The 23,156-nt window shown below is 58.5% G+C and carries 24 protein-coding genes; 18 read left to right on the forward strand and 6 right to left on the reverse strand.

The genetic code is table 11. The annotated features are described in order from the left end of the window. The first annotated feature begins 39 nt into the window (after positions 1-39). The 5 genes from DARO_RS17425 to DARO_RS17445 all read left to right on the forward strand — a co-directional run bounded on the left by DARO_RS17425 (position 40) and on the right by DARO_RS17445 (position 3,982). Entirely contained in the window at positions 40-579 is a 540-nt protein-coding gene (locus DARO_RS17425; RefSeq protein ID WP_198134063.1) for a hypothetical protein, read from the forward strand. Further along, positions 543-947: a hypothetical protein gene (locus DARO_RS17430; protein ID WP_011289136.1), complete on the forward strand. Its 405-nt coding sequence runs from the start codon at positions 543-545 to the stop codon at positions 945-947. The genes DARO_RS17425 and DARO_RS17430 overlap by 37 nt, the downstream gene beginning before the upstream one ends. A gap of 2 nt (positions 948-949) precedes the next feature. Beyond that, positions 950-1,879, forward strand: coding sequence for a hypothetical protein (locus DARO_RS23170; protein ID WP_011289137.1), 930 nt, complete (start codon positions 950-952; stop codon positions 1,877-1,879). Continuing rightward, a complete protein-coding gene (locus tag DARO_RS17440; RefSeq protein WP_011289138.1) occupies positions 1,870-2,604 on the forward strand; it encodes a type II secretion system protein in 735 nt (244 codons plus the stop codon). The genes DARO_RS23170 and DARO_RS17440 overlap by 10 nt, the downstream gene beginning before the upstream one ends. Positions 2,605-2,686: 82 nt before the next feature. Further along, a complete protein-coding gene (locus DARO_RS17445; protein WP_011289139.1) occupies positions 2,687-3,982 on the forward strand; it encodes an adenylate/guanylate cyclase domain-containing protein in 1,296 nt (431 codons plus the stop codon). On the opposite strand, the gene DARO_RS17450 is transcribed toward DARO_RS17445, so the two are convergent. Further along, positions 3,960-5,642, reverse strand: coding sequence for a HAMP domain-containing histidine kinase (locus DARO_RS17450; protein WP_011289140.1), 1,683 nt, complete (start codon positions 5,640-5,642; stop codon positions 3,960-3,962). The genes DARO_RS17445 and DARO_RS17450 overlap by 23 nt on opposite strands. Positions 5,643-5,771: 129 nt before the next feature. Between DARO_RS17450 and DARO_RS17455 the strand changes: the two genes are divergently transcribed. After that, positions 5,772-6,434, forward strand: coding sequence for a prepilin-type N-terminal cleavage/methylation domain-containing protein (locus DARO_RS17455; RefSeq protein ID WP_011289141.1), 663 nt, complete (start codon positions 5,772-5,774; stop codon positions 6,432-6,434). A gap of 42 nt (positions 6,435-6,476) precedes the next feature. Here DARO_RS17455 and DARO_RS17460 read toward each other — a convergent pair whose 3' ends face one another. Further along, positions 6,477-8,435, reverse strand: a complete 1,959-nt coding sequence (locus tag DARO_RS17460) for a monovalent cation:proton antiporter family protein (protein WP_011289142.1) — start codon at positions 8,433-8,435, stop codon at positions 6,477-6,479. A 53-nt stretch (positions 8,436-8,488) separates the two neighbouring features. Between DARO_RS17460 and DARO_RS17465 the strand changes: the two genes are divergently transcribed. From DARO_RS17465 to DARO_RS17490, 6 genes are all read left to right on the forward strand, one after another. Continuing rightward, complete coding sequence (locus DARO_RS17465) at positions 8,489-9,487, forward strand: KpsF/GutQ family sugar-phosphate isomerase (RefSeq protein WP_011289143.1); 999 nt, start codon at positions 8,489-8,491, stop codon at positions 9,485-9,487. Next, entirely contained in the window at positions 9,487-10,014 is a 528-nt protein-coding gene (locus tag DARO_RS17470) for an HAD-IIIA family hydrolase (RefSeq protein ID WP_011289144.1), read from the forward strand. Before DARO_RS17465 ends, DARO_RS17470 begins: the two co-directional genes overlap by 1 nt. Next, positions 10,011-10,592 (forward strand): LPS export ABC transporter periplasmic protein LptC, encoded by a 582-nt coding sequence (gene lptC, locus DARO_RS17475; RefSeq protein WP_011289145.1) that lies wholly within the window; start codon positions 10,011-10,013, stop codon positions 10,590-10,592. Before DARO_RS17470 ends, lptC begins: the two co-directional genes overlap by 4 nt. Further along, positions 10,589-11,191 carry a lipopolysaccharide transport periplasmic protein LptA gene (gene lptA / locus DARO_RS17480; RefSeq protein ID WP_011289146.1) on the forward strand — a complete coding sequence of 201 codons (603 nt, stop codon included), beginning with the start codon at positions 10,589-10,591 and terminating at the stop codon, positions 11,189-11,191. Before lptC ends, lptA begins: the two co-directional genes overlap by 4 nt. A gap of 234 nt (positions 11,192-11,425) precedes the next feature. Further along, positions 11,426-11,989 (forward strand): phasin family protein, encoded by a 564-nt coding sequence (locus DARO_RS17485; protein ID WP_011289147.1) that lies wholly within the window; start codon positions 11,426-11,428, stop codon positions 11,987-11,989. Positions 11,990-12,066: 77 nt separating this feature from the next. Then, positions 12,067-12,660: a TIGR01841 family phasin gene (locus tag DARO_RS17490; RefSeq protein WP_011289148.1), complete on the forward strand. Its 594-nt coding sequence runs from the start codon at positions 12,067-12,069 to the stop codon at positions 12,658-12,660. 97 nt (positions 12,661-12,757) lie between these two features. Here the strand turns inward: DARO_RS17490 and DARO_RS17495 are convergent, their stop codons facing one another. Genes DARO_RS17495 through DARO_RS17510 form a run of 4 tightly spaced genes read right to left on the reverse strand, consistent with a single transcriptional unit; the run spans position 12,758 to position 19,196 of the window. After that, positions 12,758-13,522, reverse strand: a complete 765-nt coding sequence (locus DARO_RS17495) for a molybdopterin-binding protein (RefSeq protein ID WP_011289149.1) — start codon at positions 13,520-13,522, stop codon at positions 12,758-12,760. Next, positions 13,519-14,253, reverse strand: coding sequence for an EI24 domain-containing protein (locus DARO_RS17500; protein ID WP_011289150.1), 735 nt, complete (start codon positions 14,251-14,253; stop codon positions 13,519-13,521). Before DARO_RS17500 ends, DARO_RS17495 begins: the two co-directional genes overlap by 4 nt. Continuing rightward, positions 14,246-18,202: an ATP-dependent RNA helicase HrpA gene (gene hrpA / locus DARO_RS17505; RefSeq protein WP_083761550.1), complete on the reverse strand. Its 3,957-nt coding sequence runs from the start codon at positions 18,200-18,202 to the stop codon at positions 14,246-14,248. The genes DARO_RS17500 and hrpA overlap by 8 nt, the downstream gene beginning before the upstream one ends. Positions 18,203-18,212: 10 nt before the next feature. Next, entirely contained in the window at positions 18,213-19,196 is a 984-nt protein-coding gene (locus DARO_RS17510) for an integron integrase (RefSeq protein ID WP_011289152.1), read from the reverse strand. Between the two features lie 168 nt (positions 19,197-19,364). On the opposite strand from DARO_RS17510, the gene DARO_RS17515 reads away from it, so the two are divergent. The 6 genes from DARO_RS17515 to DARO_RS22935 all read left to right on the forward strand — a co-directional run bounded on the left by DARO_RS17515 (position 19,365) and on the right by DARO_RS22935 (position 22,909). After that, a complete protein-coding gene (locus DARO_RS17515) occupies positions 19,365-19,757 on the forward strand; it encodes an Hsp70 family protein (protein ID WP_198134064.1) in 393 nt (130 codons plus the stop codon). 130 nt (positions 19,758-19,887) lie between these two features. Continuing rightward, complete coding sequence (locus tag DARO_RS22930) at positions 19,888-20,244, forward strand: carboxypeptidase-like regulatory domain-containing protein (RefSeq protein WP_198134065.1); 357 nt, start codon at positions 19,888-19,890, stop codon at positions 20,242-20,244. An 84-nt stretch (positions 20,245-20,328) separates the two neighbouring features. Next, positions 20,329-21,147 carry an enhanced serine sensitivity protein SseB gene (locus DARO_RS21930; protein ID WP_011289155.1) on the forward strand — a complete coding sequence of 273 codons (819 nt, stop codon included), beginning with the start codon at positions 20,329-20,331 and terminating at the stop codon, positions 21,145-21,147. Positions 21,148-21,222: 75 nt separating this feature from the next. Beyond that, the gene (locus tag DARO_RS17525; protein WP_011289156.1) at positions 21,223-21,720 is read left to right on the forward strand and encodes a hypothetical protein; all 498 of its coding nucleotides are present in this window, start codon (positions 21,223-21,225) and stop codon (positions 21,718-21,720) included. A gap of 89 nt (positions 21,721-21,809) precedes the next feature. Beyond that, entirely contained in the window at positions 21,810-22,430 is a 621-nt protein-coding gene (locus tag DARO_RS17530; protein WP_011289157.1) for a tetratricopeptide repeat protein, read from the forward strand. A gap of 62 nt (positions 22,431-22,492) precedes the next feature. After that, the gene (locus tag DARO_RS22935; protein WP_011289158.1) at positions 22,493-22,909 is read left to right on the forward strand and encodes a hypothetical protein; all 417 of its coding nucleotides are present in this window, start codon (positions 22,493-22,495) and stop codon (positions 22,907-22,909) included. The last annotated feature ends 247 nt before the right edge of the window (positions 22,910-23,156 follow it).

Consider the following 23,156-nt stretch of genomic DNA (forward strand, 5'->3'; position numbering starts at 1 on the left):
CGCAATGATTTCCGAAAACTCGGATTGCCTTTGGCTGCCATGCTCGTACTTCTCATCATTGCCTTCCTGCTCAGCAATGCAGCCCTGCAGGATGTCCACAAGGCCGAAAGAGAGAGGAATACTGCAGCAGCCGCAAAAAACCAGATCGAACAACGCCTGCGCCAGGTCCGCACTGAAGAAACGGATATCAAGGAACGCACGCAGATTCTGCAGCGCCTGCAGAATTCAGGTATCGCTGGCGAAGAAAAGCGGCTGGACTGGATGGAAATATTGCGCGATACCCAGCGCGATTTGCGCGTTCCCGGCATGAAATACGAATTTGGCGCCCGAACCGCTCTTGACGGCAATGACGGGTGGTACAGCAGCCCCCTGAAGATCCAGTTTCGTCTGCTGCATGAAGAAGACCTGCTGAACAGCCTGAGCCGCATCGAAAAAAGCGCAAAATCCCTCGTCATCGTCCGCTCCTGCAAACTCTCACCGGTGCCCGAACAAGGAGATGGGAGAGGCCCCATGGCCCTGCTTGGCGCCGAATGTGAAATGCAATGGCTGACAGTTCGCCTGCCTTCCGGAAAGAACTGACCGTGCTGCGCCAAGCCTTTGCCCTGCTACTCTTCCTCACCATGCTCCCCGGCCAGGCCGATACGCCCCCGCTCGGCCGGCTGTTCCTCGACCCACAACAACGCGCCAAACTCGACATCCAGCGCCAACGCAACCCCAGTTTTCTTCAGGACACTGGAGATAGTGATGCCAGCCTGACCATCAACGGGGAAGTTCGCAGCAGCAACGGCCGCCGCACCCGCTGGATCAATGGCACAGCAAACTGGGACAACACGGCCCCAGCCCCCCGCATCCCGGTCGGCGATACCTACCTCCCGGGCAGCGGCGAGCATCAGAGCGTGCTGGGCAGCGGCAAAATCATCGTTAAGCCACCTCGTCGAGCGCAATAGGTATGGCAAGCGCCCTGCGTTCTCAATCGGGAATTGCGCTGCTGTTATTCCTGTTTCTGATTCTGGGGGTCGGAGCCACCCTGCTACTGTCGGCCACCAACGCCCCTAAGCAGCGATTGAATCAGGATGCAAAAACCCAGGTCGCTCTACGCCAAGCCAAGGAGGCGATAATCGCCTGGTCGGTTACCCACCGCACCACTCCAGGAAGACTACCTTGCCCCGAAGACACTACGGCGATAGGGGGCGCGAACGAAGGGAGCGCGCTGATCTCCTGCTCCAATGCGACACTCCAGATTGGCCGAATTCCTTGGCGGACGCTTGGCTTAGACAGCCCGGTCGATGCCTCGGGCGAAATTCTGTGGTACGCCCTCTCGCCTGGTTTTCGCGGAACGCCGCCCCTCGGTAGCGTCGGCGTCAGTACAGGACAATTGCAACTCGACGGAATCACCAACAGCGCCGCGGCCATCATCATCGCACCAGGCGCACCGCTCGTCGGGCAAAATCGAACCATCCCCAGCGCAGGATCTCCGCCTTCACGCGTCAATTATCTGGATATGGACAATGCCAGTGGCACTGCGTTCACCAGCACAGGCCCAAACACCACGTTCAACGACCAGGTCATTTCGATCACTTCCCAGGAAATATTCCAGGCCATGACCTTCCGGGTTCTTGCTGAAATCCGCGGGGCGTTCGGTCTGCAAAACGGACTAAGGCGATACTACAATGACAACGGAAGCTTCCCCCCGACCGGAACAAGCTTGAGTAGTCTTTTGTTCGATGCGCAAACCTTGGGATGGCTTGCTCCTGCCACCAACCCAAATCTCTGGTTTGCCAACGTAAGCTATACCAATCTCTCCCCCACATCGTCACGATTAAGTCTTGGAACAAAAACCATGAATGTGACACCTTGCACGGCAACCGCATGTCCCTGACCAGACACAACCGCGGCTTTACTCTTATCGAACTGGCTATCGTTCTGATCATCGTAGCCCTGCTCTCGGGGGGGCTGATGATGGCGGTGAGCGCACAAATGGACACCATTGCAGCCTCGGAAACCCAGCGTCGCCTGAACGATGCACGCGATGCCTTGCTCGGCTATGTGGCGGCTAACGGGCGGCTTCCCTGTCCAGCCATTGGCGGAGCAACGGGGGTCGAGTCCCCCCTTGGCGGAGGGAACTGTAACGATAATTGGGATGGTTTTCTCCCTGCGGTGACCTTGGGGCTTAGCCCAAGCAACGAAGCCGGCTACGCCGTCGATGGATGGGGTAACCCGGTACGCTACGCCATCACCAAAGCCGTTTCATCACAGGTATCGACCGCCAACCAGATCAAGGCTGCCTGGAACGCGGGAACTGCGCTTGCTGCAGACCTGCGAATCTGCAGCAGTGCGCTCGGGATGACCGGGAGTGGCGCCAGCGCTTCCTGTGCAGCCGGTAGCGAATTGGCGAACAATGCCGTCGCCGTCATCTATTCCCGCGGCAAAAATGGTGCCGCCGCCCCGGTTAGCGCAGACGAGCAGGCCAATGGCGATACCGACCGACTCTTCGTCTCCCACACGCCAACGAGTGCCGGTGCCAACGAATTCGACGATCTCGTCATCTGGCTTTCGCCAAACATCCTGTATAACCGCCTGATCGCCGCTGGCCGGCTGCCGTAGGGCAATGCTGGCGTATTGACCTGCGCCCCCCCGACTGCCAAACTGGGCTATGCATTCGTTATGAGCTAGTCCCAGTCCCATCGTGAGCCAGCAGCCCTTTCTCGAGTCCCTCCGTACCGCCGGCATCAAGCCGAATGACGATGCCGAAACTCGGCTGAAAAAATCCTTACTGGTTTTCGCCACGGGTCTTGTCTGTCTCGGTTCCATGCTCTGGCTTTTCCTGTACGGCCAGATGGGGCCACAGTTTTCTGCCAATGCACCGTTTGTTTTCCAACTGCTGCTGGTCGGCAATCTGCTTTATTACACCCGTAGCGGCAATTTCGACCTGTTCCGCTACACGCAACTGGCCTTGTTCCTTTTCGCCCCCTTTGCCGTGCAGTGGAGTATCGGCAACTTCATCACAGCCAGCGGCACCAGCCTGTGGGGCTTGCTCGCACCAATTGGCGCGGTGCTCTTCTTCGGCGTCAGGGAGTCGCTGGCCTGGTTCTTCGCCTACATTTTCCTGACCGCACTCTCCGGGTTTTTCGACTATGTCCTGGCCGATAGCCTGGCCAGCAATGCCCCTCAGATTTCGACCAGAACCAGCGTCTTTTTCTTCGCGCTGAATTTCGCCGCCATTTCCAGCATCGTTTACCTGCTACTGCGTTATGCCGTGCAGGAAAAGGCGAAGACACAGGCCAGCCTTGAGGAAACCCATCGCCTGCTACAGGATGAACAAGAGCGCTCAGAACGCCTGTTGCTCAACATCCTGCCCGGCCCCATCGCCGAACGACTGAAGCATGACAGCCAGGCCATTGCCGACGGTTTCGCAGACGTCACGGTGATGTTTGTCGACATCGTCAATTTCACCCGAATTGCCGAGGGCATGACACCGCAGCAGGTCTTTGCCATGCTCAACCGGATATTTTCGTCTTTCGACGAACTGGCCGAGCAATATGGCATGGAGAAAATCAAGACCATCGGCGATGCCTACATGGTGGCTGGCGGTCTGAATAATGAACTGAACAATTACACGCAATCCATCGCCGAACTGGCCATCGCCATGCGCGACCTGCTGCATCGCGACTTCACGGTCAACGACATGCACCTTGACGTGCGCATAGGCATTGGCACCGGCCCAGTCGTTGCCGGCGTCGTCGGTAAAAAGAAATTCATTTATGACCTCTGGGGCGATACCGTCAATCTGGCCAGCCGGATCACCAGCGAAGGCACACCGGGAATGATCCAGCTTGACGCAACCACCTATCATCGCCTGGCCGGGCACTTTGCCTTCGATGAACCCCAAACCCTGCATCTGAAGGGCAAAGGCAACACCGTGGTCTATCGCCTGATCGGCCTGCAGGATGGCAAATCGACTACGAGCCTGGTGACAGCGTAAACGCCACTCGCCCCGGCCTGTTTTCCGTCAAAGACAAGCGATACCCCATTGCCTCAGCCTGACGGGCGGCGTGATAGAGCCCTATGCCGAGTCCATCCTCGGAATTGACCGGCTCATTGAGCAAGATCTTGGCTCTCAGCGGCTCAATGGCGGTGCCATCATCACTGACGGTCAAACTACCGTCGATAAAAGCCACGCCAATGTGCAATCCAGGCTCGCGCTGGCGCTTGGCCATGGCGTTCTGCAGCAAATTCTCCGCCACGCTGTCGAACAACCCGAGCGGTACCCTGCGGTCAGCCCCACCACTGTCGCGCCAATCGACCGGCGCGTGGGCATAGCGATCCTTCAGTCTGCCCCACCAGATATCAGCCGCCACATTCCCGACAGTTTCCATCTGTGGCGACTGCAATTTGTCGAGCGTTGCCTTCAGGCGATCGGCAATTTGCGGCAACTGTCGGCCAAGCAAACCCGCCACTTCGGCCGGATCCCCCGGTTGGGTCGCCGCATAACAAAGGGCCTGCAAGGACTGCAGCAGATTCTTTACGTCGTGGGTAACGCGCGCCCCGGTTTCGTGAATTGCCTGGACATAACCCAGGCGTTGCAACTGCTCACTCTGCCGCTTGACCAGATAAAACTCGATCACCAGGCGCAACAGCCACTCGACATGCCAGCGCATGGCTGGCGAAGGCGCATGGCGAAAGTGCAGCGACAAGGCAACATCATTGACCTGGCAGGTATGACGATCCGTCGCCTGCTCGCCCATCTGCCCCTCAATCTCACCCGCCGCCCAGGAGGCTCCGAGTACCCACGGCATTGCCCCCAGGCGGGACATGACGGCCCCGAGGAAACGCGCCGGATCGGAGTGCCTCTCGCTTTCTTCGGAAAGCTGCACCAGCCATTGCTCCAGAGGCATGCCCAGCGACAGCAGATAACGCGAAATTGCCGACCCGACCCCGGAAAAACCGCCTCGCGGATTCCATGCCCAGGCAACCAGCAGCAAGGCGCCGGCGACAGCCATGGATGTTTTGAACAGTGATTCGATATAGCCGCTGCCAGCAATCAGCATGTAAGCCAACGCGCCCAGCACGAAAACCGCCAGCACCAGAAAGACCAGCATCCCGTAAAAGAGATCGAAGGCCTCGCCGGACCGGCGCTGTGGAGCATGCGCCGGAAACAGCAGCAGTAGCGGCAAGGCCACCGGCATCAGGCGAGCCACCCAGCCGCGCAAGTCAGGATCAATCAGGACGGCCGGCGAGAGCTCCGGGACCACCCCCAGCACCGTCAGCCCGATCAAATACCCGAAGGCCAGCAGATAACCGACCCGCTCGCGCTGGTTCTCGGCACCAAGTCCCCGCCCGCCAATCGAGGCGGCCAGCGCGCCGCACCAGATCAGCAATAGCCAAGGCCCCAGCAACAGGGTTGAGACAAGCACGGCCCCGAGCAGCATGATGCTCTGGCGCAGGCTGATCCGCCGTTCTCCTGCAACAAACGGCTGCCAGATCAGGAAAAGTCCCAAAGCCACCAGCCACAGCAATTTGACCGCAGGTATCTGCCAGCCGCCAAAAGCCAGGGCGTGCAACATCGACAAATGGGCGGCCAGTAGCAGATGCGGCCAATTGGCCAGGCGAACTGTCAATTTTCCGGAAGCCCCGGCGTTCATCTTTCAGACACCCTGTTCATTTTTCGACAGAAGTTGATTACTCCGCTACCACAATTGCCAAATCCTCGCCAAAAGTCATAGGCACGGAACTTGCGAATAGCCACCCAGAAACATTTAACGGAGCATGCCATGAAAAACACACAAAAAGGCTTCACCCTGGTCGAAATCGCCATCGTTCTGGTCATCATTGGCCTGTTGCTGGGTGGCGTTTTGAAGGGGCAGGAGCTGATCAACAGCGCGAAGGTGAAGAATCTGGCGAATGATTTCAAGAACGCACCGCTGGCCATCTATGGTTATCAGGATCGCTTCCGTGCTGTGCCGGGAGATGATCTTCGCGCCGAGACCAATCTTCCCGGAGGCCTCCCATCGGATGCTGGAAACGGAAACGGCCGTATCGACGGTGAATGGAATTCCCAAACAGCTACCGACGAATCCGCCAAATACTGGCGAGCCGTTCGACTGACCAATTTTCTGGCCGGACCGACCGACATGACCCAGGCCGAGTACTACCCGATCAATGTTGAAGGCGGGCGTATTGGCCTGACCGGGGCGATCACCTCGCAAATCCCGATTATCGGCATGACGGGAACCTACGTTTTTTGCTCCAGCGGCATTCTGGGAAAATTTGCGCGTCAGCTTGATGCCACCATAGACGACAACAACACAACGACCGGGTCGCTTCGCGTGCGCGCCTTGGTGACCGGTGGGACAGTTGCTGCTCCGGCAGCTGCCATCGCGTCAACGACCGCTGATTTCGATACTACCGGCTACACCGTTTGCATGACATTCTGATGGCAAAATGACCATTGAAAAAGCCCGCTTCGGCGGGCTTTTTCAATTCTGCAGCAGCCTTTCCTCGGCCGCCATGACCACTTCGGGAAGGCCGAGCAAGACCACGACATCGCCTTCCTCCAGCCGGGTTTCCGGAGCCGGCTCCAACGCCCGGATGCCGCGCCGGCGAATGGCACTGACCTCGCAACCCAGTGCGTCCAGATTCAGCGCATCCAGCGTCCGTCCAATTGCGGCCGAACCGGAAACGAGCAGCACGGAGTGGAGACGAGGCTGATACTCGTCTTCTTCATCATGATCGCGGTCCGACATGCCTCGATAGTAGCCGCGCAACAGGCTGTAACGTTTTGAGCGAGTCTGGCGAACGCGCTTGAGCACCCGGTTAATCGGGATACCGACCAGTACCAATGCGTGGGAAGCCAGCATCAGGCTGGCCTCCAGCGCCTCCGGCACGACTTCGGCCGCTCCGGCCCGGGTCAGGCGCTCCATATCGCGTTCATCGGCAGTACGCACGATCACCGGCACATCGGGACGCAACTCCTGAACATGATGCAAGATCTTTTCAGACAGGGGCGTATCGCTGACAGTCACAATAACGACGCTGGCCCGCATCAGCCCGGCGGCCATCAACGCCTCTTTCCGTCCGGCATCACCGTAAACCACATTTTCACCACCGGCAGCGGCCTCCCGAACGCGATCCGGGTCCTGGTCGAGAGCCACGTAATTAATATCTTCCTGCGCCAGAAAACGGGCGAGATACTGGCCATTTCGCCCGAAACCGCAAAGAATGGCATGCTTTTCCGAGCCCATTGACTGGGCTGCGATCTTGGTCAATTGCATCGAACGCATCAACCATTCGCTGGCCACGAAACGCATGACGACCCGTTCGCTGTACTGAACGATGAAAGGCGCAATCAGCATCGACAAGACCAGCACAGTCAACGCGATCTGCTGGATTTCCCGGGGCAGATGCAAAATTTCGCCGAGCAGCACAAAGCCGAATTCGCCACCGGCGCACAACCACAAGGCCGAACGGATGGCGTTTCCTGGCGAAGCGCCCAGCCGCCACGACAGCACGCCGACAACCAGCGACTTGATCACCAGCAGCGCAACCAAGGCCAGCAACACCTGCCACCACAACCCGAGCAGGATATGCAGGTCCAGCTTGACGCCAATAGTGACGAAGAACAGCCCCATCAGCACATCGCGGAAGGGCTTGATGTCTTCTTCCACCTGAAACTTGTATTCGGTTTCCGAGATCAGCATGCCGGCCACGAAAGCGCCCAGCGCCAAGGAAAGCCCGGCCAGTTCGGTGATGGTGGCGAGGCTGAGGGTAATCAGCAGCACATTGAGCACGAACACTTCGGATGACTTGGCGCGGGCGACAAAATGGAACCACTTGCGCATCAGGCGCTGGCCAAAGACGAGAATCACCGCCAGCACGACAATCGCCTTGATCAAGGCCACACCGAGCAGCATGGCCAGTTTTTCCGGCGGTTCGGTCAGCGAGGGAATGATCACCAGCAAAGGCACAACGGCCAGATCCTGGAACAGCAGCACGCCCATGATTTCCCGACCATGCGGCGAATCGAGCTGCATGCGCTCGGCCAGCAACTTGGTCAGCACCGCCGTCGACGACATGGCAAACACCCCGCCCAGCGCGATACCCAGTTGCCAACTAACCCCGAACAGCATGACTAGGCCGGCAACCAGCGCCATACTGAGAACCACCTGCAGCAGGCCAAGCCCGAACACGATGCGCTTCATCGCATACAGCTTGGGCAGCGAGAACTCGAGGCCAATCGAGAACATCAGGAAAACGACGCCGAATTCGGCCAGATATTCGGCCTGGTGCATGTCGTGCATCAGGTTCAGCGCATGTGGCCCGATGACGCTGCCAACGAACAGGTAACCGAGCACCGGCGGCAGGTTGATGCGCCGGCAGATGACCACGGCCAGGACCGAGGCGCCAAGCAGCAGAAGGACGAGGGAAAGTGCGCTCAAGGGCCGTTTTCGCGATTCAGGTATACTTGGAACATCATAACCGCAGCCAGCCCATGAACCCAAGCCCTAAACCCCATCGCTTTTCGCCGGAACGCGCTCTGGAACTGGGTCGCCAGACCCTGAGCATCGAGGCTGCCGCCGTAGAGGCCCTGCAGGGCCGAATCAACGGCGATTTCGCCAAGGCCGTCGAGCTGATACTCAACAGCCACGGGCGTCTGATCGTCAGCGGCATGGGCAAGTCCGGCCATATTGCCCGCAAGATCGCCGCGACCATGGCCAGCACCGGCACCCCGGCCTACTTCGTCCATCCGGCCGAAGCCAGCCATGGCGATCTCGGCATGATCACTCGCGATGACGTGCTGCTTGCCCTGTCGAACTCCGGCGAATCCGGCGAACTGCTCAGCATCCTGCCCGCACTGAAGCGCCAGGGCGCCAAGATCATCTCAATGACCGGCGTTCCGACCTCAACGCTGGCTCGTGAAGCCGACATTCATCTCGACGCCGGCGTCGAACAGGAAGCCTGCCCGCACAATCTGGCCCCCACGGCCAGCACCACGGCGGCACTCGCCCTGGGTGATGCCCTGGCTGTCGCCCTGCTCGATGCCCGTGGCTTCGGGCCGGAAGATTTCGCCCGTTCGCACCCCGGCGGCTCGCTCGGCCGCCGCCTGCTGACCCATGTTCGCGATGTCATGCGCGCCGACGACAAGGTTCCCGCCGTCACTCCGGCCACCCCCATCACCGACGCGATCATCGCCATGTCGCGTGGCGGCCTCGGGCTCGTCGCAATCACCGATCCGGCCAATATCGTCCTCGGCATCTTTACCGACGGTGACCTGCGTCGCGCTTTCGAAAAACGCATCGACCTGCAACAGGGCGACATTGCCTCGGTCATGCACGCCGCGCCGCGCACCATCGGCCCCGACCGCCTGGCCGTCGAAGCCGTCGAAATGATGGAGCGCCTGCGCATCAACGCCCTGCTCGTCGTCGATGCTGAAAATCACCTGATCGGTGCGCTGAACATGCACGATCTCTTCACTGCCAAGGTTATCTGATGGACACCAAAGCCCGCGCCGCCCGCATCAAGCTGGTCGCCTTCGACATCGACGGCGTGATGACCGACGGCGGACTGCACTATTCCGACGACGGCCACGAGTTCAAAACCTTCAACGTTCAGGATGGCCTCGGCATCGTGCTGATGAAGCGGGCCGGCATCGAAGTGGCGATCATCACCGGGCGCAACTCCAATGTCGTTAATTGCCGGGCCAAAGACCTCGGTATCGAGCACGTCTTCCATGGTGTGGGCGACAAGCGCTCCGTCGCAGGCAAGCTGCTCGAGCAACTGGGGCTGAACTGGTCGGAACTGGCCTTCATGGGCGACGACCTGATCGACCTGAAGGCCATGGCGCAATGCGGCCTGGCCATCGCCCCGGCCAATGCCCGGGCTATCGTCAAGGAACGCGCCCACGCCGTCACCGAGGCGGCCGGCGGCCATGGCGCCGTGCGCGAAGCGGTCGAATTCATCCTTGCCGCCCAGGGCAAGCTCGATGCTGCTTTCGCACCCTACCTCGACCCACAATGAAGCACTGGCCCAGCCAACTCTTTCCGATCATCATGCTGGCCCTGCTGGCAGGACTGACCTTTTGGCTGCAGAGTACGATCGACTCCGGCAACGAAAAACATGACGGCAAGTTCCGCCACGACCCCGATGCCATTGCCGAGAACTTCACCGTTCGTCGTTTCGATGCAACCGGAGAGGTCAGATATCGCCTGACGGCCCCTTATCTCGAACATTTCCCGGATGACGACTCCTCGGAACTCAAGTCGCCGATACTGATCAGCTACCGCCCCGACGCCCCCTCGATTACCGTCAAGGGTAACTACGCCAAGGTCACCTCAAAGGGCGAAACCGTCTATATCTGGGAAAATGTCAGCGTTACCCGGGCTGGTGCTGCGGATCGCCTTGAACTGGTGGCACGCATGCCCGACCTCACCGCCCAGCCCGATGCCGGATTTGCCTTTACCAACAGCCCGGTCGAGATCACCCAGGGCCAGTCCTGGATGACCGGCGTCGGCGCCCATATTGACAACAACAACTCCACCTTCGTTCTGCAATCGCAGGTCAAAGGCCAATATATCCGACCCAGAGCCACGCCATGATCATTCGCCTTGCCACGCTCACCCTCTGCCTGTTCGCCACGCTGCCCGCCCACGCCGAAAAGGCCGACCGCGACAAGCCGATGTTGCTGGAAGCCAGCCGTGTTTCGATCGATGACGCCAAGAAAATTCAGATTCTCGAAGGCGATGTCGTGATCACCAAGGGAACGATGATTCTGAAGGCCGACCGGGTGGTCATCACGGAAGACCAGTACGGATTCCAGAAAGGGACCGCCTTCAACGGCAAGAATGGGCTCGCCTATTTCCGCCAGAAGCGGGAGGGCAAGGAGGAGTACGTCGAAGGCGAAGCTGAGCGCATCGAGTACAACACCAACAGCGAAATCGCCGAGCTCTTCCATCGCGCCTGGGTCAAGAGCGGCGAAGACCTGGTCAGGGGCGACTACATCTGGTACGACGCCGTTAGCGAAAAGTACCTGGTCACCGCCGGCGAGACCCGTGACCCGAAAGGCCCGGCGCCGCGGGTTCGCGCCGTGATCCAGCCGAAGAATAAGGATGGCGAGGCACAACGGCCGGCTGCCCGCGGTGAACGCCTGGAGCTCAAGGGCTCTGGCGGACTGGACTTGCAAGCCGCACCGCAGTAGTGCGTCTTGCCTCGCCAACTGCTGCAAAACCGCAGCAAATCAGGCGCCGCAGCACCTGACAAGCACATGATTTTCATGGCTTAATTATTTTTTGTGCACTGCACAAAAATATTGTTGACAACATGACAATCATCCCTATAATAAAGGTCATGGTGCGGTGCAACATTGCTTGATGAAAGCGCGCTGCAACGGTTTTTTCCCCAGTTCGTCACAAATTCATTCAGGAGATATCCCATGGCTTTCAACTTCACCACCCCGGAACAATTCGCCTCTGCCAACAAGGCAACCGTTGATTCCCTGCTGTCCGTTGCCAACGCTGCCCTGGCTTCCGCCGAGCGCATCGCTGCCCTGAACCTGAACACCGCCCGTTCCGTTCTGGAAGACTCCGTCTCCGGCACCAAGGCCCTGCTCGGCGCCAAGGACGTTCAAGAAGCCATCTCCATCCAGGCTTCCCTGGCCCAGCCGAATGTCGAGAAGGCTGTTGCCTACTCCCGTAGCGTCTACGAAATCTCTGCACAGGCTCAGGAAGAGCTGTCCAAGAGCATCGAAGCCCAATTCGGCGGCTTCCAGAAGCAAGTTGCTGATCTGCTGGACAAGGCTGCCAAGTCTGCCCCGGCTGGTTCTGACGTTGCCGTTGCTGCCGTCAAGAGCGCCATCGCTGCTGCCAACTCCGCTTTCGACAACCTGAACAAGGCTGCCAAGCAAGTTGCTGAAATCACCGAAGCCAATGTTGCTGCTGCCACCAACGCCACCGTCAAGGCTGTCAGCGCTTCTACCGCCGCTTCCAAGCGCAAGTAATTAGCCATACCCCATACCCCCGCCTCGGCGGGGGTATTGTTTCATCCGCCGTCCCCACCAATCTCGAGGAGAAAAAGATGAGCAACCCGAATATCGAACAACTCGCCGCAGCCCAAAAAGCCAACGCTGAAGTCATGCTGGCCCTGCTGCGCACCGCCTTCAACGGCGTCGAGCGCCTGACCGCACTGAATGTCGCTGCATCGCGCGAATTCTTCAACAATTCCGTCGCCAACTCCCAGCAACTGCTGGGCGCCAAGGATGCTGCTGCCGTTGCCAAGCTCAACGCCGAGCTGGCTCAGCCGAACCTGGAAAAGCTGGTCGAGTACTCGCGTAACGTCTACGAACTGACGACCGATGTGCAGAAGGAATTGACCTCCGTCATCGAAGCCCAATACGGCAACCTGACCAAGAATGCAGCCAGCGCCGTGCAGAAAGCCAGCGCCTCCGCCCCGATCGGCGGCGACGTTTTCGCCGCAGCCATGAATTCCGTGATCAACGCTTCTTCCCAAGCGTTTGAAAGCCTCAACTCGGTGACCCGCCAGTTGTCCGAGATCGCTGAAGCCAATATCCAGACCGCCACCAAGGCGACTGGCACCAAGGCTGCCGCTACCAAGGCACCAGCCAAGACCAGCGCAACCGCCGCTGCTGCCAAGAAGAGCACCGCCAAGTAATACCGGCGCCTCGTCTTTCGGCTGGCTATCGGCCCAGAAAAAACCGCGACAAAATCGCGGTTTTTTTACGCCTGCAACTCCGATTAGTGCGGCTGCATCACGGGCGCCAGGCCCAATGGATGCCCCGCCTCTCCACCTCGCTGCGAATTTCCTCCATCGCCTTGTCGACCAGTTCCGGCGAGCCTTCGACACCGAGCTCCAGATGCTTGCGCTCCTTGCCAACCAAGGAGGGCAGCGAAAACAGGCGCAGGCTTGGGTAATCTGCGACGATGCGCTCCATCAGGTCGAGCAATGCACTTTCGTAGGCCGTTGGGCCGGTCAGCAGGAAGGCTTTTTCGACCATGCCATCGACCGCCTTGAACTGATCCCGGTAGAAGGTATCGAGCGCCCACTCGATCATCGGGTGGGCCATCTGCGGGAAGCCGGGCACGAAGTAGTGCTCGTTGGCCATGAAGCCGGGAATGCGGTTGAACGGATTCGGGATGATCTGTACGCCGGCCGGGAAGGTGACCAGCAGCTTGCGCTTGTCGGTGATTTCTTCACCGGCGAAGCGAACCTTCAGTTCCTCGAAGCCCTCAGAGTGCAGTTCGAGATCGACACCGAGCGCTGCTGCCACCGCCTGCCTCGTATGATCATCCGGCGTGTTGCCGATGCCGCCACAGGAAAACACCACATCGCCGGCTGCCATCGTGCGTTTGAAGGTGGCAGCCAGACGCTCACGGTCATCACCGAGATATTCGACCCAACTCAAACGCAGGCCGCGCTGCCCCAGCAGTTCGGCAATCTTGGCGAAATGCTTGTCCTGTCGCTTGCCCGACAAAATCTCGTCGCCGATGATGATGGCGCCAAAGGTACGGCTCATACACGCTCTCCTTCAATGGTCACGACCGCGCCACCGCGCGAGCGGCGCAGGGCTTCCAATCCGTAATGAACGAATGATAGCGCGGCCAGGGCTGGCACCAGCAGGCCGATGACCGGCACGTGGGCCAACAGCGCCATGGTCAGGCCGAGCATGAACAGCGGCGCTTTCTGCCGCGTCCGGATTTCCTGCCACTCCCCGGCAGTGGCGTGCATCGACAACGCGTCGTAGGCGAAGGTGCGCCGGTTCAGCCAGCCCATCAGCAACAACGGAATGAGCAGCGAGAAGCCGGGGATCAACCACAACGGGATCGTTACCAGCCAGCCGATCACGAAGATCACCGAGGCGACCACGCTGTTCATCGCTGCGGCGACAAAGCTGTCCCGCCCCATCGGCGCTACATCGTGGTATTCGGTGTCCGACAGGTGCTTGAGCATCAACGGCAGGATCACGATGGCCGCCAGCAGCGAGGCCGTCAGGTAGGCAATGGCAAAGATCGCCATCCAGCCGCCGAGGTAGGCCAGGATATGCGCCAGCCAGACCAGCCCCCAGCCAACCAGCAGCGTCATCGGCGGATAGGCCATCATCTGCTGGACCACCCAGCCCAACGCCCAGACCGCCAAGCCGATCGAGAGCAATAGTGAGAACAGGGCCGGGGTCAGCACATAGAGCCAGACCTTGCCGCTTTTCAGGTTGGCGAAGGTTCTCGCCAGCGCCAGCATGACTTCACCCATTCTTGATCCCTTCCCATTGTTTCTGTAGCCGCTTGGTGGAGACCGGCACTGGCGTGCGCAGTTCCTGCGCATACAAGCCGACACGAAGTTCCTCCAGCAGCCAGCGGAACTGCTCGACCTGCGGGTCGAGCGTACCCAGCTTGGCCAGCTGGATGGCACGGCGCTCGTAGTTGCTCCACAGCGGCCCGTACTCGGCCATCAGTTGGGCGTCGCGGGCCGGGTTGGCCTTCAGCTTGTCGAGGCGGACCACGATCGCCTTCATGTAACGCGGGTAATGTTGCAGACGTTCGAACGGCGTATCGACGACGAAGTTCTTGCCGAGCAGGCGCTTCAGTTGCGCCTCGATGTCGGCCACCGCCGCGGCGTGGGCCTTGAAAGCCGGCAGCTTCTTGGTCACCGCCTGCCATTCAGTCAGCACGGTACCAACCATGCGGCAAACCTCCTGCATGATCAATCCCAGCCGCGCCTTGGCTTCAGCGCAGCGTGCCTTGAACGCCTCCGGCGTGGTCGGCAGCGGCTCGGTCAGGCAGGCGCGTTCGAAACTCAGGTCGACCAGTTGGCGCTTCAGTTCGTCGGTGCTGCCCAGCGGCATGTACTGCATGCCCATCTGGGTCAGGCCAGGCACGTTCTTGTCGAAGTACCTCACCTGCTCCTTGAACTGCAGCATGAACAGGCGGGCCAGCCCCTTGCGATGCGTCTCGGCAGCCTCTTCGGCCGAATCGAACACCTTCAGGCTAACCGTTTCGCCCTCGTCGGAGAGCGCCGGATAGCCAATCACCGTCTGCTTGCCGACCGGAACCTCCATCAATTCGGGCAGTTCGCCGAAGGTCCAGTCGGTCAGTTGGGTGTATTCGGACGGCGTTTCGTGCAAATCGGCGAACTCTTCCTTGGCCTCCTTGCCCCACTCGCCACGCAAAGCCAGCAGGCTGCGGTTCATGTCGAGCTGTCGGCCGTGTTCGTCGATCAGCTTGTAGTTCATCGAGAAGTGCGGCGGCAGGGCATCGGGCCGGAAAGCATCCGGCGTCACCGCCCAGCCGCGGGCATTCAGGCCGCGCGCTTCGAGGATGTAGTCGATCAACGGCGGGATCAGCCCCTGGTTCATCTTCTTGTCGTTGCCGGCGGTGGCCGCGATGAATTCCTCGACGAACTCCGGCACCGGCACCAGCTTGGCGCGGATCTTCTGCGGCAGCGTCTTGATCAGCTGCACCAGCTTTTCCTTCAGCAGCCCCGGCACCAGCCATTCCATGCGTAGCACCGGAATCTGGTTCAGCTGCGCCAGCGGCAGGGTCAGCGTCACGCCATCGCGCGGCGAACCTGGCTCGAAATGGTAGGTCAGCCCGTACTCGACGCCGCCCACCTTGATGTGATGCGGGAAGGCTTCGGTGGTGACGCCTGCCGCCGAGTGGCGCATCAGGTCGTCTTTCGACAGGAACAGCAGCTTCGGGTTTTCCTGCTCGGCCGTCTTGCGCCAGTGGTCAAAGGTGGCGCCGTTGTGGATGCCTTCGGGAATGAGGTGGTCGTAGAAGCCGAAGATCAGTTCGTCGTCGACCAGCACGTCCTGCCGACGCTGCTTGTGCTCGATCTTCTCGATGTCGCGAATCTGCTTCTGGTTGTGCTGGAAAAAAGGCCAGCACTTGGCGAAGGACTCGTCGATTTCCTCGCCGACCAGCCCCTGGCGGATGAAAATCTCGCGCGCTTCGGCCGGGGCCAGCGGGCCGTAATGGATGCGCCGCTTGGGGTTGATCACGATGCCGTAAAGCGTCGTCCGCTCCCAGCCGGCGACCTGCATCGACTTCTTTTCCCAGTGCGGATCAAAGTATTGGCGCTTGATAAGGTGAGCGCCCACTTTCTCGATCCAGTCCGCTTCGATACGGGCCACGCAGCGGCCGAACAAGCGTGTTGTTTCGGTGATCTCGGCCGCCATGATCCACTTGCCGGCCTTCTTCTGCAGCGGCGACGAGGGGTGGATCAAGTAACGGATGCCGCGCGCCCCGAGGTAGTAGCCGGATTCATCCGACTTGCAGCCGATGTTGCCGAGCAGGCCGGTCAGCAGCGCCTGATGGATGGCATCAAAGGTACCGGGCAGATCGTTTTCCTTCCAGCCCAGTTCGGTGACCATCGCATGCAGTTGCCCATGGACCTCGCGCCATTCGCGCAGACGCAGGTAGGACAGGAAATGAGCGTGGCAATTGTCGATCAGCTGCTTGTTCGATTTCTTGTGCTCGACGACATTCTGGAACCAGCCCCACAGCTTCACCCAGCTGAGGAATTCCGATTTCTCATCGGCAAACTGCTTGTGCTTCTCGTCGGCGGCCTGCTGGCGCTCCTGCGGCCGTTCGCGCGGGTCCTGCGTGGACAGGCCGGCGGCAATGATCAGGACTTCCTTCAGGCAGCCGAGGTCGCGCGCCGCGACCAGCATGCGGCCGATGCGCGGGTCGAGCGGCAGCTTGGCCAGCGCGTCGCCAACTTTGGTCAGACGATTGTCGTCGTCCAAGCCGCCGAGTTCCTGGAGCAGTGCGTAGCCGTCGCTGATCGCCTTGGCCGGCGGCGGTTCGATGAACGGGAAGCTCTCGACATCAGTCAGCTTCAGCGATTTCATGCGCAGGATCACGCCAGCCAGCGAGGAACGCAGGATTTCCGGATCAGTGAACGGCGCCCGGGCATTGAAGTCAGCCTCGTCGTAGAGGCGCACGCAAACACCCGCCGCCACCCGGCCGCAACGACCGGCCCGCTGCCGCGCCGCGGCCTGTGAGATCGGCTCGACCTGCAACTGCTCGACCTTGTTGCGGTAGGAGTACCGTTTGACCCGCGCCAGGCCGGTGTCGATCACGTAGCGGATGCCCGGTACAGTCAGCGAGGTTTCGGCCACGTTGGTGGCCAGCACGATGCGCCGCTGGCCGCCCGAAGGCTTGAAGATGCGGTCCTGATCGCCGGCCGAAAGGCGCGAGAACAGCGGCAGGATTTCCGGCGCATGGGCACTCGACAGGCCCGGCCGGGCCAGCGCGTGCTTGCGCAAGGCTTCGGCCGCCTCGCGAATTTCCCGCTCGCCGGGCAGGAAGACCAGGATATCGCCACTGCCCAGCCGGGAAAGCTCATCGGCCGCATCGACAATGGCGTCGTACAGGTCGCGTTCGTCATCCTTCTTGTCGATATCGACGACCGGCCGATAGCGCACTTCGACCGGGAAGAGCCGGCCCGATACTTCGATCACCGGTGCCGACTTGCCATGGGCGCTGAAATGCTGCGAGAAACGCTCGGCATCGATGGTCGCCGAGGTAATGATCAGCTTCAGGTCCGGACGCTTGGGCAGCAACTGCTTCAGGTAGCCGAGCAGGAAATCGATGTTCAGGCTGCGCTCGTGCGCCTCGTCGATGATGATCGCCTCGTAGGCGTTCAGGTACGGATCGGACTGCGATTCGGCGAGCAGGATGCCGTCGGTCATCAGCTTGACCCAGCTCTCAGATGTCGATTTGTCGTGGAAGCGGATCTTGACGCCGACGCCGGCGCCAACCTGCGTCTTTAACTCCTGCGCCAGCCGGGTCGCCACCGAACGGGCCGCCAGCCGTCGTGGCTGGGTATGACCGATCAGGCCGCGCGCCCCGATGCCAAGATCGAGACAAATCTTCGGCAACTGCGTCGTCTTGCCCGAGCCGGTTTCACCGCAAACGATGACCACCTGATTGTTGGCGATCAGCTCGGCAATGTCGGCCCGACGTTCATTGACCGGCAGGTCGGTCTGGAATTCCGGCTTCGGCAACTTGGCGCGCCGTTCCTGCACCGCCGCGCGCGAACGCTCGATCAATGCCGCCAGATCGGCCTGCAGTTTTTGCTGTTTTTCACCGCTCGAGCGGCGTAATTCGGCCCTCAGGCTGCTCAGGCGACGCGCGTCGCTGGTCAAGCCGATGGCCGTGGGAGTTTCGCGCCCTTGTCCGGCGTCCTGTTTTTTCATAAGTTTCTTTTCAAACGTCCAACGGCGAAACAACGCCGCGCCCGCCCTTGTTCAAGACATGCGTATAAATCATGGTGGTCGTCACATCGGCGTGGCCCAGCAACTCCTGCACCGTGCGGATATCGTAGCCGGATTGCAGCAGATGGGTGGCAAACGAATGGCGGAAGGTATGCGGCGTCGCCAGCTTGGCGATGCCGCTCGCCTGAAGTGCCTTTTTGACTGCCCGCTGCAAGGCCTTTTCATCAAGGTGATGACGGCGCTCAACGCCGCTGCGCGGATCGATGGAATACCCCGCCGCAGGAAAAATATACTGCCACGCCCAATCCGTTTCAGCATTCGGATATTTTCGATCCAGCGCATTCGGCAGGTAAACCGACGCCTTGCCCCTGGCAAGATCATCTTCATAACAGGTTCGTCGCCAGCGCAAATGATCCTGCAAAGGCTCGATCAGCGTGCGCGGCAACATCGTCACCCTGTCCTTCGCCCCCTTGCCATCCCGCACCACAATTTCGGCCCGCTCGAAATCAACATCCTTGACGCGCAGGCGAACGCACTCCATCAAGCGCATTCCCGTGCCATATAGCAGCCGCGCCATCAACCCATGCAGGCCGCTCATGCGATCCAGCAAGGCCGCGATCTCCTGCCGCGTCAACACCACCGGGAGCCGCTGCGGCTGCTTGGCACGCACCACCTGGTCCAGCCACGGCAACTGAATCCCCAATACGTCGCGATACAGGAATAGCAGCGCCGAAAGCGCCTGGTTCTGCGTCGAAGCGGCCACCCGCCCCTCGACCGCAAGATGCGTCAAAAACGCCTCGACCTCCCCAGCCCCCATCTCACGGGGATGGCGCTTGTCATGAAAAAGGATAAACCGGCGTATCCACTGGACATATTGTGTTTCTGTCCGAATGCTGTAATGCTTGAGACGCAACTTGTCACGCACCTGATCAAGCAATTTTGGCGACTGCGGTGCAGAAGATTCAATGTCAGACATAACATAAAAATTCAAGCCAATAGAATCATGATGTTACCACGCACAAAACATATTTATGCACCCCCCATGCAGGAAGTAGACACCTGCAAAGGTGTCTACTGAACGTTAGAACTCATGATAAATCCCGCGCTCCGATCAATCTGCTTATGCCTCGCTCTTGCCAGTGGGATGGCTTCCGCAGAGCCTGTCGTTCTAGAGAAGCCTACTCACGCAGTTTCTGTGAGAGGCACACTCGTTGAAAATATCGGCATTGAAACGCTTGGTGGGGTATTCACGCCTCTCCTCAAAACAGGGTGTCAAACACCTTGTTTCACTACTCAGGTGTTTTCTACCGCTGACGATAGGCAAACAGAAATCAAACTGTTCATATTTCGTGGCATCGCCGAGGTAACGAAAAAAGCAAACAAAGTGGTCGCCGTAGCAGTTGTCGGCATTCCTCCCGCACCGCGCGGAATTCCTCAAGTCGCAGTCACGCTCTCTGTAGAAAATGGGCAAATTTCGCTCAGTGCCATCGACAAAGGCACAAACTCGCCTCTAGAGATCAAGCGTCGTGAGTTCTAACATTCCGGTCAAGGCCGCTCCCTCCGGTCGCTGGACGCTGCGCGATAAAGCTCCGCGCAGCGCCCCTTACCTAAAACGTTGGGCGTCATAGAAAATGCGGTCACTCTTTGCACTTTTCTTTCCGACGGCCATGTGCATCGCTCTAACGGGCTGCTGCGCATTTGTTCCTTGCCATCCCGCAACCTCGCTTGTCGGTGCTGTCTTGAATTCAGATGGCCTACCTGTGGCCAACGCTAACGTCTCGCTTTATGGAACGACCAGCACAACAGACTCGAAAGGTTGCTTCAACATGCACGTTGCTGATGCCTTACCCTTTACTTTCGCGGTCACTGCGCAGGGCTACAAGTCGGCCGAAATCGAAGCTAAACCAGGCTTCTACAACGTTCAAACCAAACTTGCACCCACTCAGTCACCAGAAAAGAGCCAAATAGAGTGGGTTTCCATTTCACCAGCCGAGTACCGTTCCTTCACTCCATGCAAATACTGAGTCCAACGCCGCCCAACAATCCGCTCCAGCCGACCGTCAAAAAGCTGCGCTTTTTGCCGTCGGCTGAGCTTCCACGTTAGCGATATGCGCTTTTACTTCGCCGCCTCAATTCTGGTTTTTTCCTTCGCCACTTACGCTCAAGAAAGCAAGAGACAAATGAGCCCTCTGGATCAGGCATATGTAACAGCAATGCAAACTAAACAGGAGGCCGTTTTTTACAACGCCTTCCTAAATGCGACGATCTTTATCGCAACAGCAAATGCTCCGCTTCAGGAGAAAACAAAGCGTGCCGGAGAACAAGACACCATTTCTCCAATCATCGTTGAATCTGAAGGCACTAAATACATAATGCTTTTTGACTCAGAAGAGCGTTTGCTCTCGTGGGCGAAAAGAGAGGTTGGTTTTGCAGCAATTCCCGGCCACGCAATTGTTGAAATGATGTCCCCCGAGTTTCACTGGGCCCTCAATGTCGGAACGGAACACGTAAAGACTTTTGTCCCCGATGAGATCAGATGGCTAAAGCAAAATCTAGGTCAAGCCAAGGAAGAGCGTGTTCCAGCTGGAACTCAGGTATTAATCGGGGCTCCAGCGAAGATTCCTGCCGGCCTAGTTGAATCGCTTAAGAAAAACCTGTCCTCGAGAAACCGTGAGGTTAAGGCAGCATACCTTGGCCAAGTTGTTTACGTTCGAGATGGTGAGAAACCACATCTTGCACTTGTTCTGGAGGTGGTCACCAAAGACAAGACTGCTATTAGCGGAATATCCAAAGATTTGGCAATTGCTACCAAGGGCTATCTCGGAGAAGGCGAGTACATTGACATCATGGCCAGCGACGAAAATGGAACCGCAGTGGAAATCAAGAAAGCCGTTAAACCTTTTTACGTTAAGAAATGGTGGAAATAATCGCTAACCCGGCAGTCAACCGGACCTGCGCGAAAAGCCGCGCAGGCCGGTTACTTCTACGTTAGGTCTTAACGCATGCGGTATCTACTCTCATCGCTCGCTCTGGTTTTTTCCCTTATCGGAGGTTCTGCCTTGGCGAATGGCAAAACGACTCAATCCTTTGTTCCTGATCCAAACGTCCAAAAGGTCGCTGAGGCTTATGCACTCGATGCAGTCGAGTATTCGAAGAAACAGTTTGGTATCACCCTTGATTGGACAGACACAAGTATTTCGAATGTAGAAAAGGCGTTGGCGCTTATGCACTCTTCGTACGCAAGCACAACGCCGAAGCCAACCGAGGAACAAGTAATGTCATTTGCAAAAGGCTTCGGCAGCTACATCGGCGAAGTTTGTCGCCGCAATCACGGTGCTGAATGGGGCATAGTAAATCTCAACGGTCAAAAGTTTCCTGGGCTAAAAACCAAGTCTGGGAGCAACTTCTGGCCATGGGGGCGAGCACTAAATCGCATCATGCAAGGCGCAGAAAACAATGTCGTTGACTACTACAAGGTGCTCCTTGAAAAATCGCCCTAACATGGCGCTCAACCTCGCTCCCTTCGGTCGCTGGACGCTGCGCGATAAAACCGCGCAGCGCCGGTTAGCTCTACGTTATGCGGTAAACAATGAGCGCTGATTGGTTTCGCAATACAACGTGGGATGAGGCTACCGAACGAGCCTTCGACGAGAAACTCCGTCGCGCCCGGAGGAAGGAGCAATACCTCCGCATCCAAGGAAATGCACTAGCGCGTTCGCATCCAGAAGTCGCCCTCAAGCTACTTGATCGTTACTTCGCGCTACACGACGATTTTGATCATGCGCAGGCTTACGTTGATCGAGCCACGGCGCTCTTGGTTCTTGGCCGTGTTGAGGATGCGATTGCTGCATATGAAGCAGCTCTAGCTAGAGAATCTGTGTTTCCAAATCTGCGGACCCAGGCATATCTCGATCTTCCGTTCCTTGTGGCTAGTTGTGGTCTTCGGGGGTACTACAATCGAGCAAAGGAATTGCTCGCTCTCCATGAGTCCCGCCTGGTGTTTCCTGTTGAACATTTCCGTTGGCATGCCGCGAATGCACTGATCAAAGCTGATTCAGGCGAGACTGAAATCGCTAGCACTCATGCGAAGCGCGCCCTTTGTGCTGCAAGCGACGACCATTCTGGCTTCCGCTACCACCCATCCATCGGACTTGTTACGGCCAAGTACGACGAAATTATTTTGAAATTGAAGGTGCTATATGCCGCATAACATTCCGCTCCAGCCGACCGTCAGCCAGCTGCGCTGTCTGCCGTCGGCTGAGCTAGCACGTTATGCATAAACACTTTTTCGCTATTCTCATTTTTGTATTGCACTCATCCGCCGTATTGGCTGAGCCTCATTTTGTTGGGTATTTTGAAGCCAAGCCTGACTTTGGCGGTGCAGCAAATCGCATCTGTATTACGCAACTGCCAAACAATTATCTTAATGTGGTGATTGCTACAGCTTACTGTCCCTCTAAAGAATGCATGAATGCCCGCATCGATGGGCTTTGGTTTCAGTCAAAACTAAATGCGAAACGCATCACTTATTCAAGCCCTGGCTGCAAGCTAAAGATGCTATTCACCAACTCTGGCGCAAGAATTACACATTCCGCCAATTGCAGAGACAATGACCACCCTTATCTGTATGCCAGCGGCACATATAAATACATAAAAGCGGAGTTCAACCAAGATCGTTGCGGGCCTTAATGCATAACCCGGCGCTCAACCTCGCTCCCTTCGGTCGCTGGACGCTGCGCGATAAGGCCGCGCAGCGCCGGTTAGCTCTACTACAAGGGCTTCCCCATTCTTTGCAAGCGTTCTGAAGTTTTATCGTTTCATTCCTGATCCTGTTTTCTGACTGTTGATCGAACCCTGTCGTGTCGGTGCGAGAAGGTGAAGGACTGCGGTACTACAACCGGTCATCTTGGGCTTTTGCCCGGACCCTGATGAAAGA

Source organism: Dechloromonas aromatica RCB (assembly GCF_000012425.1).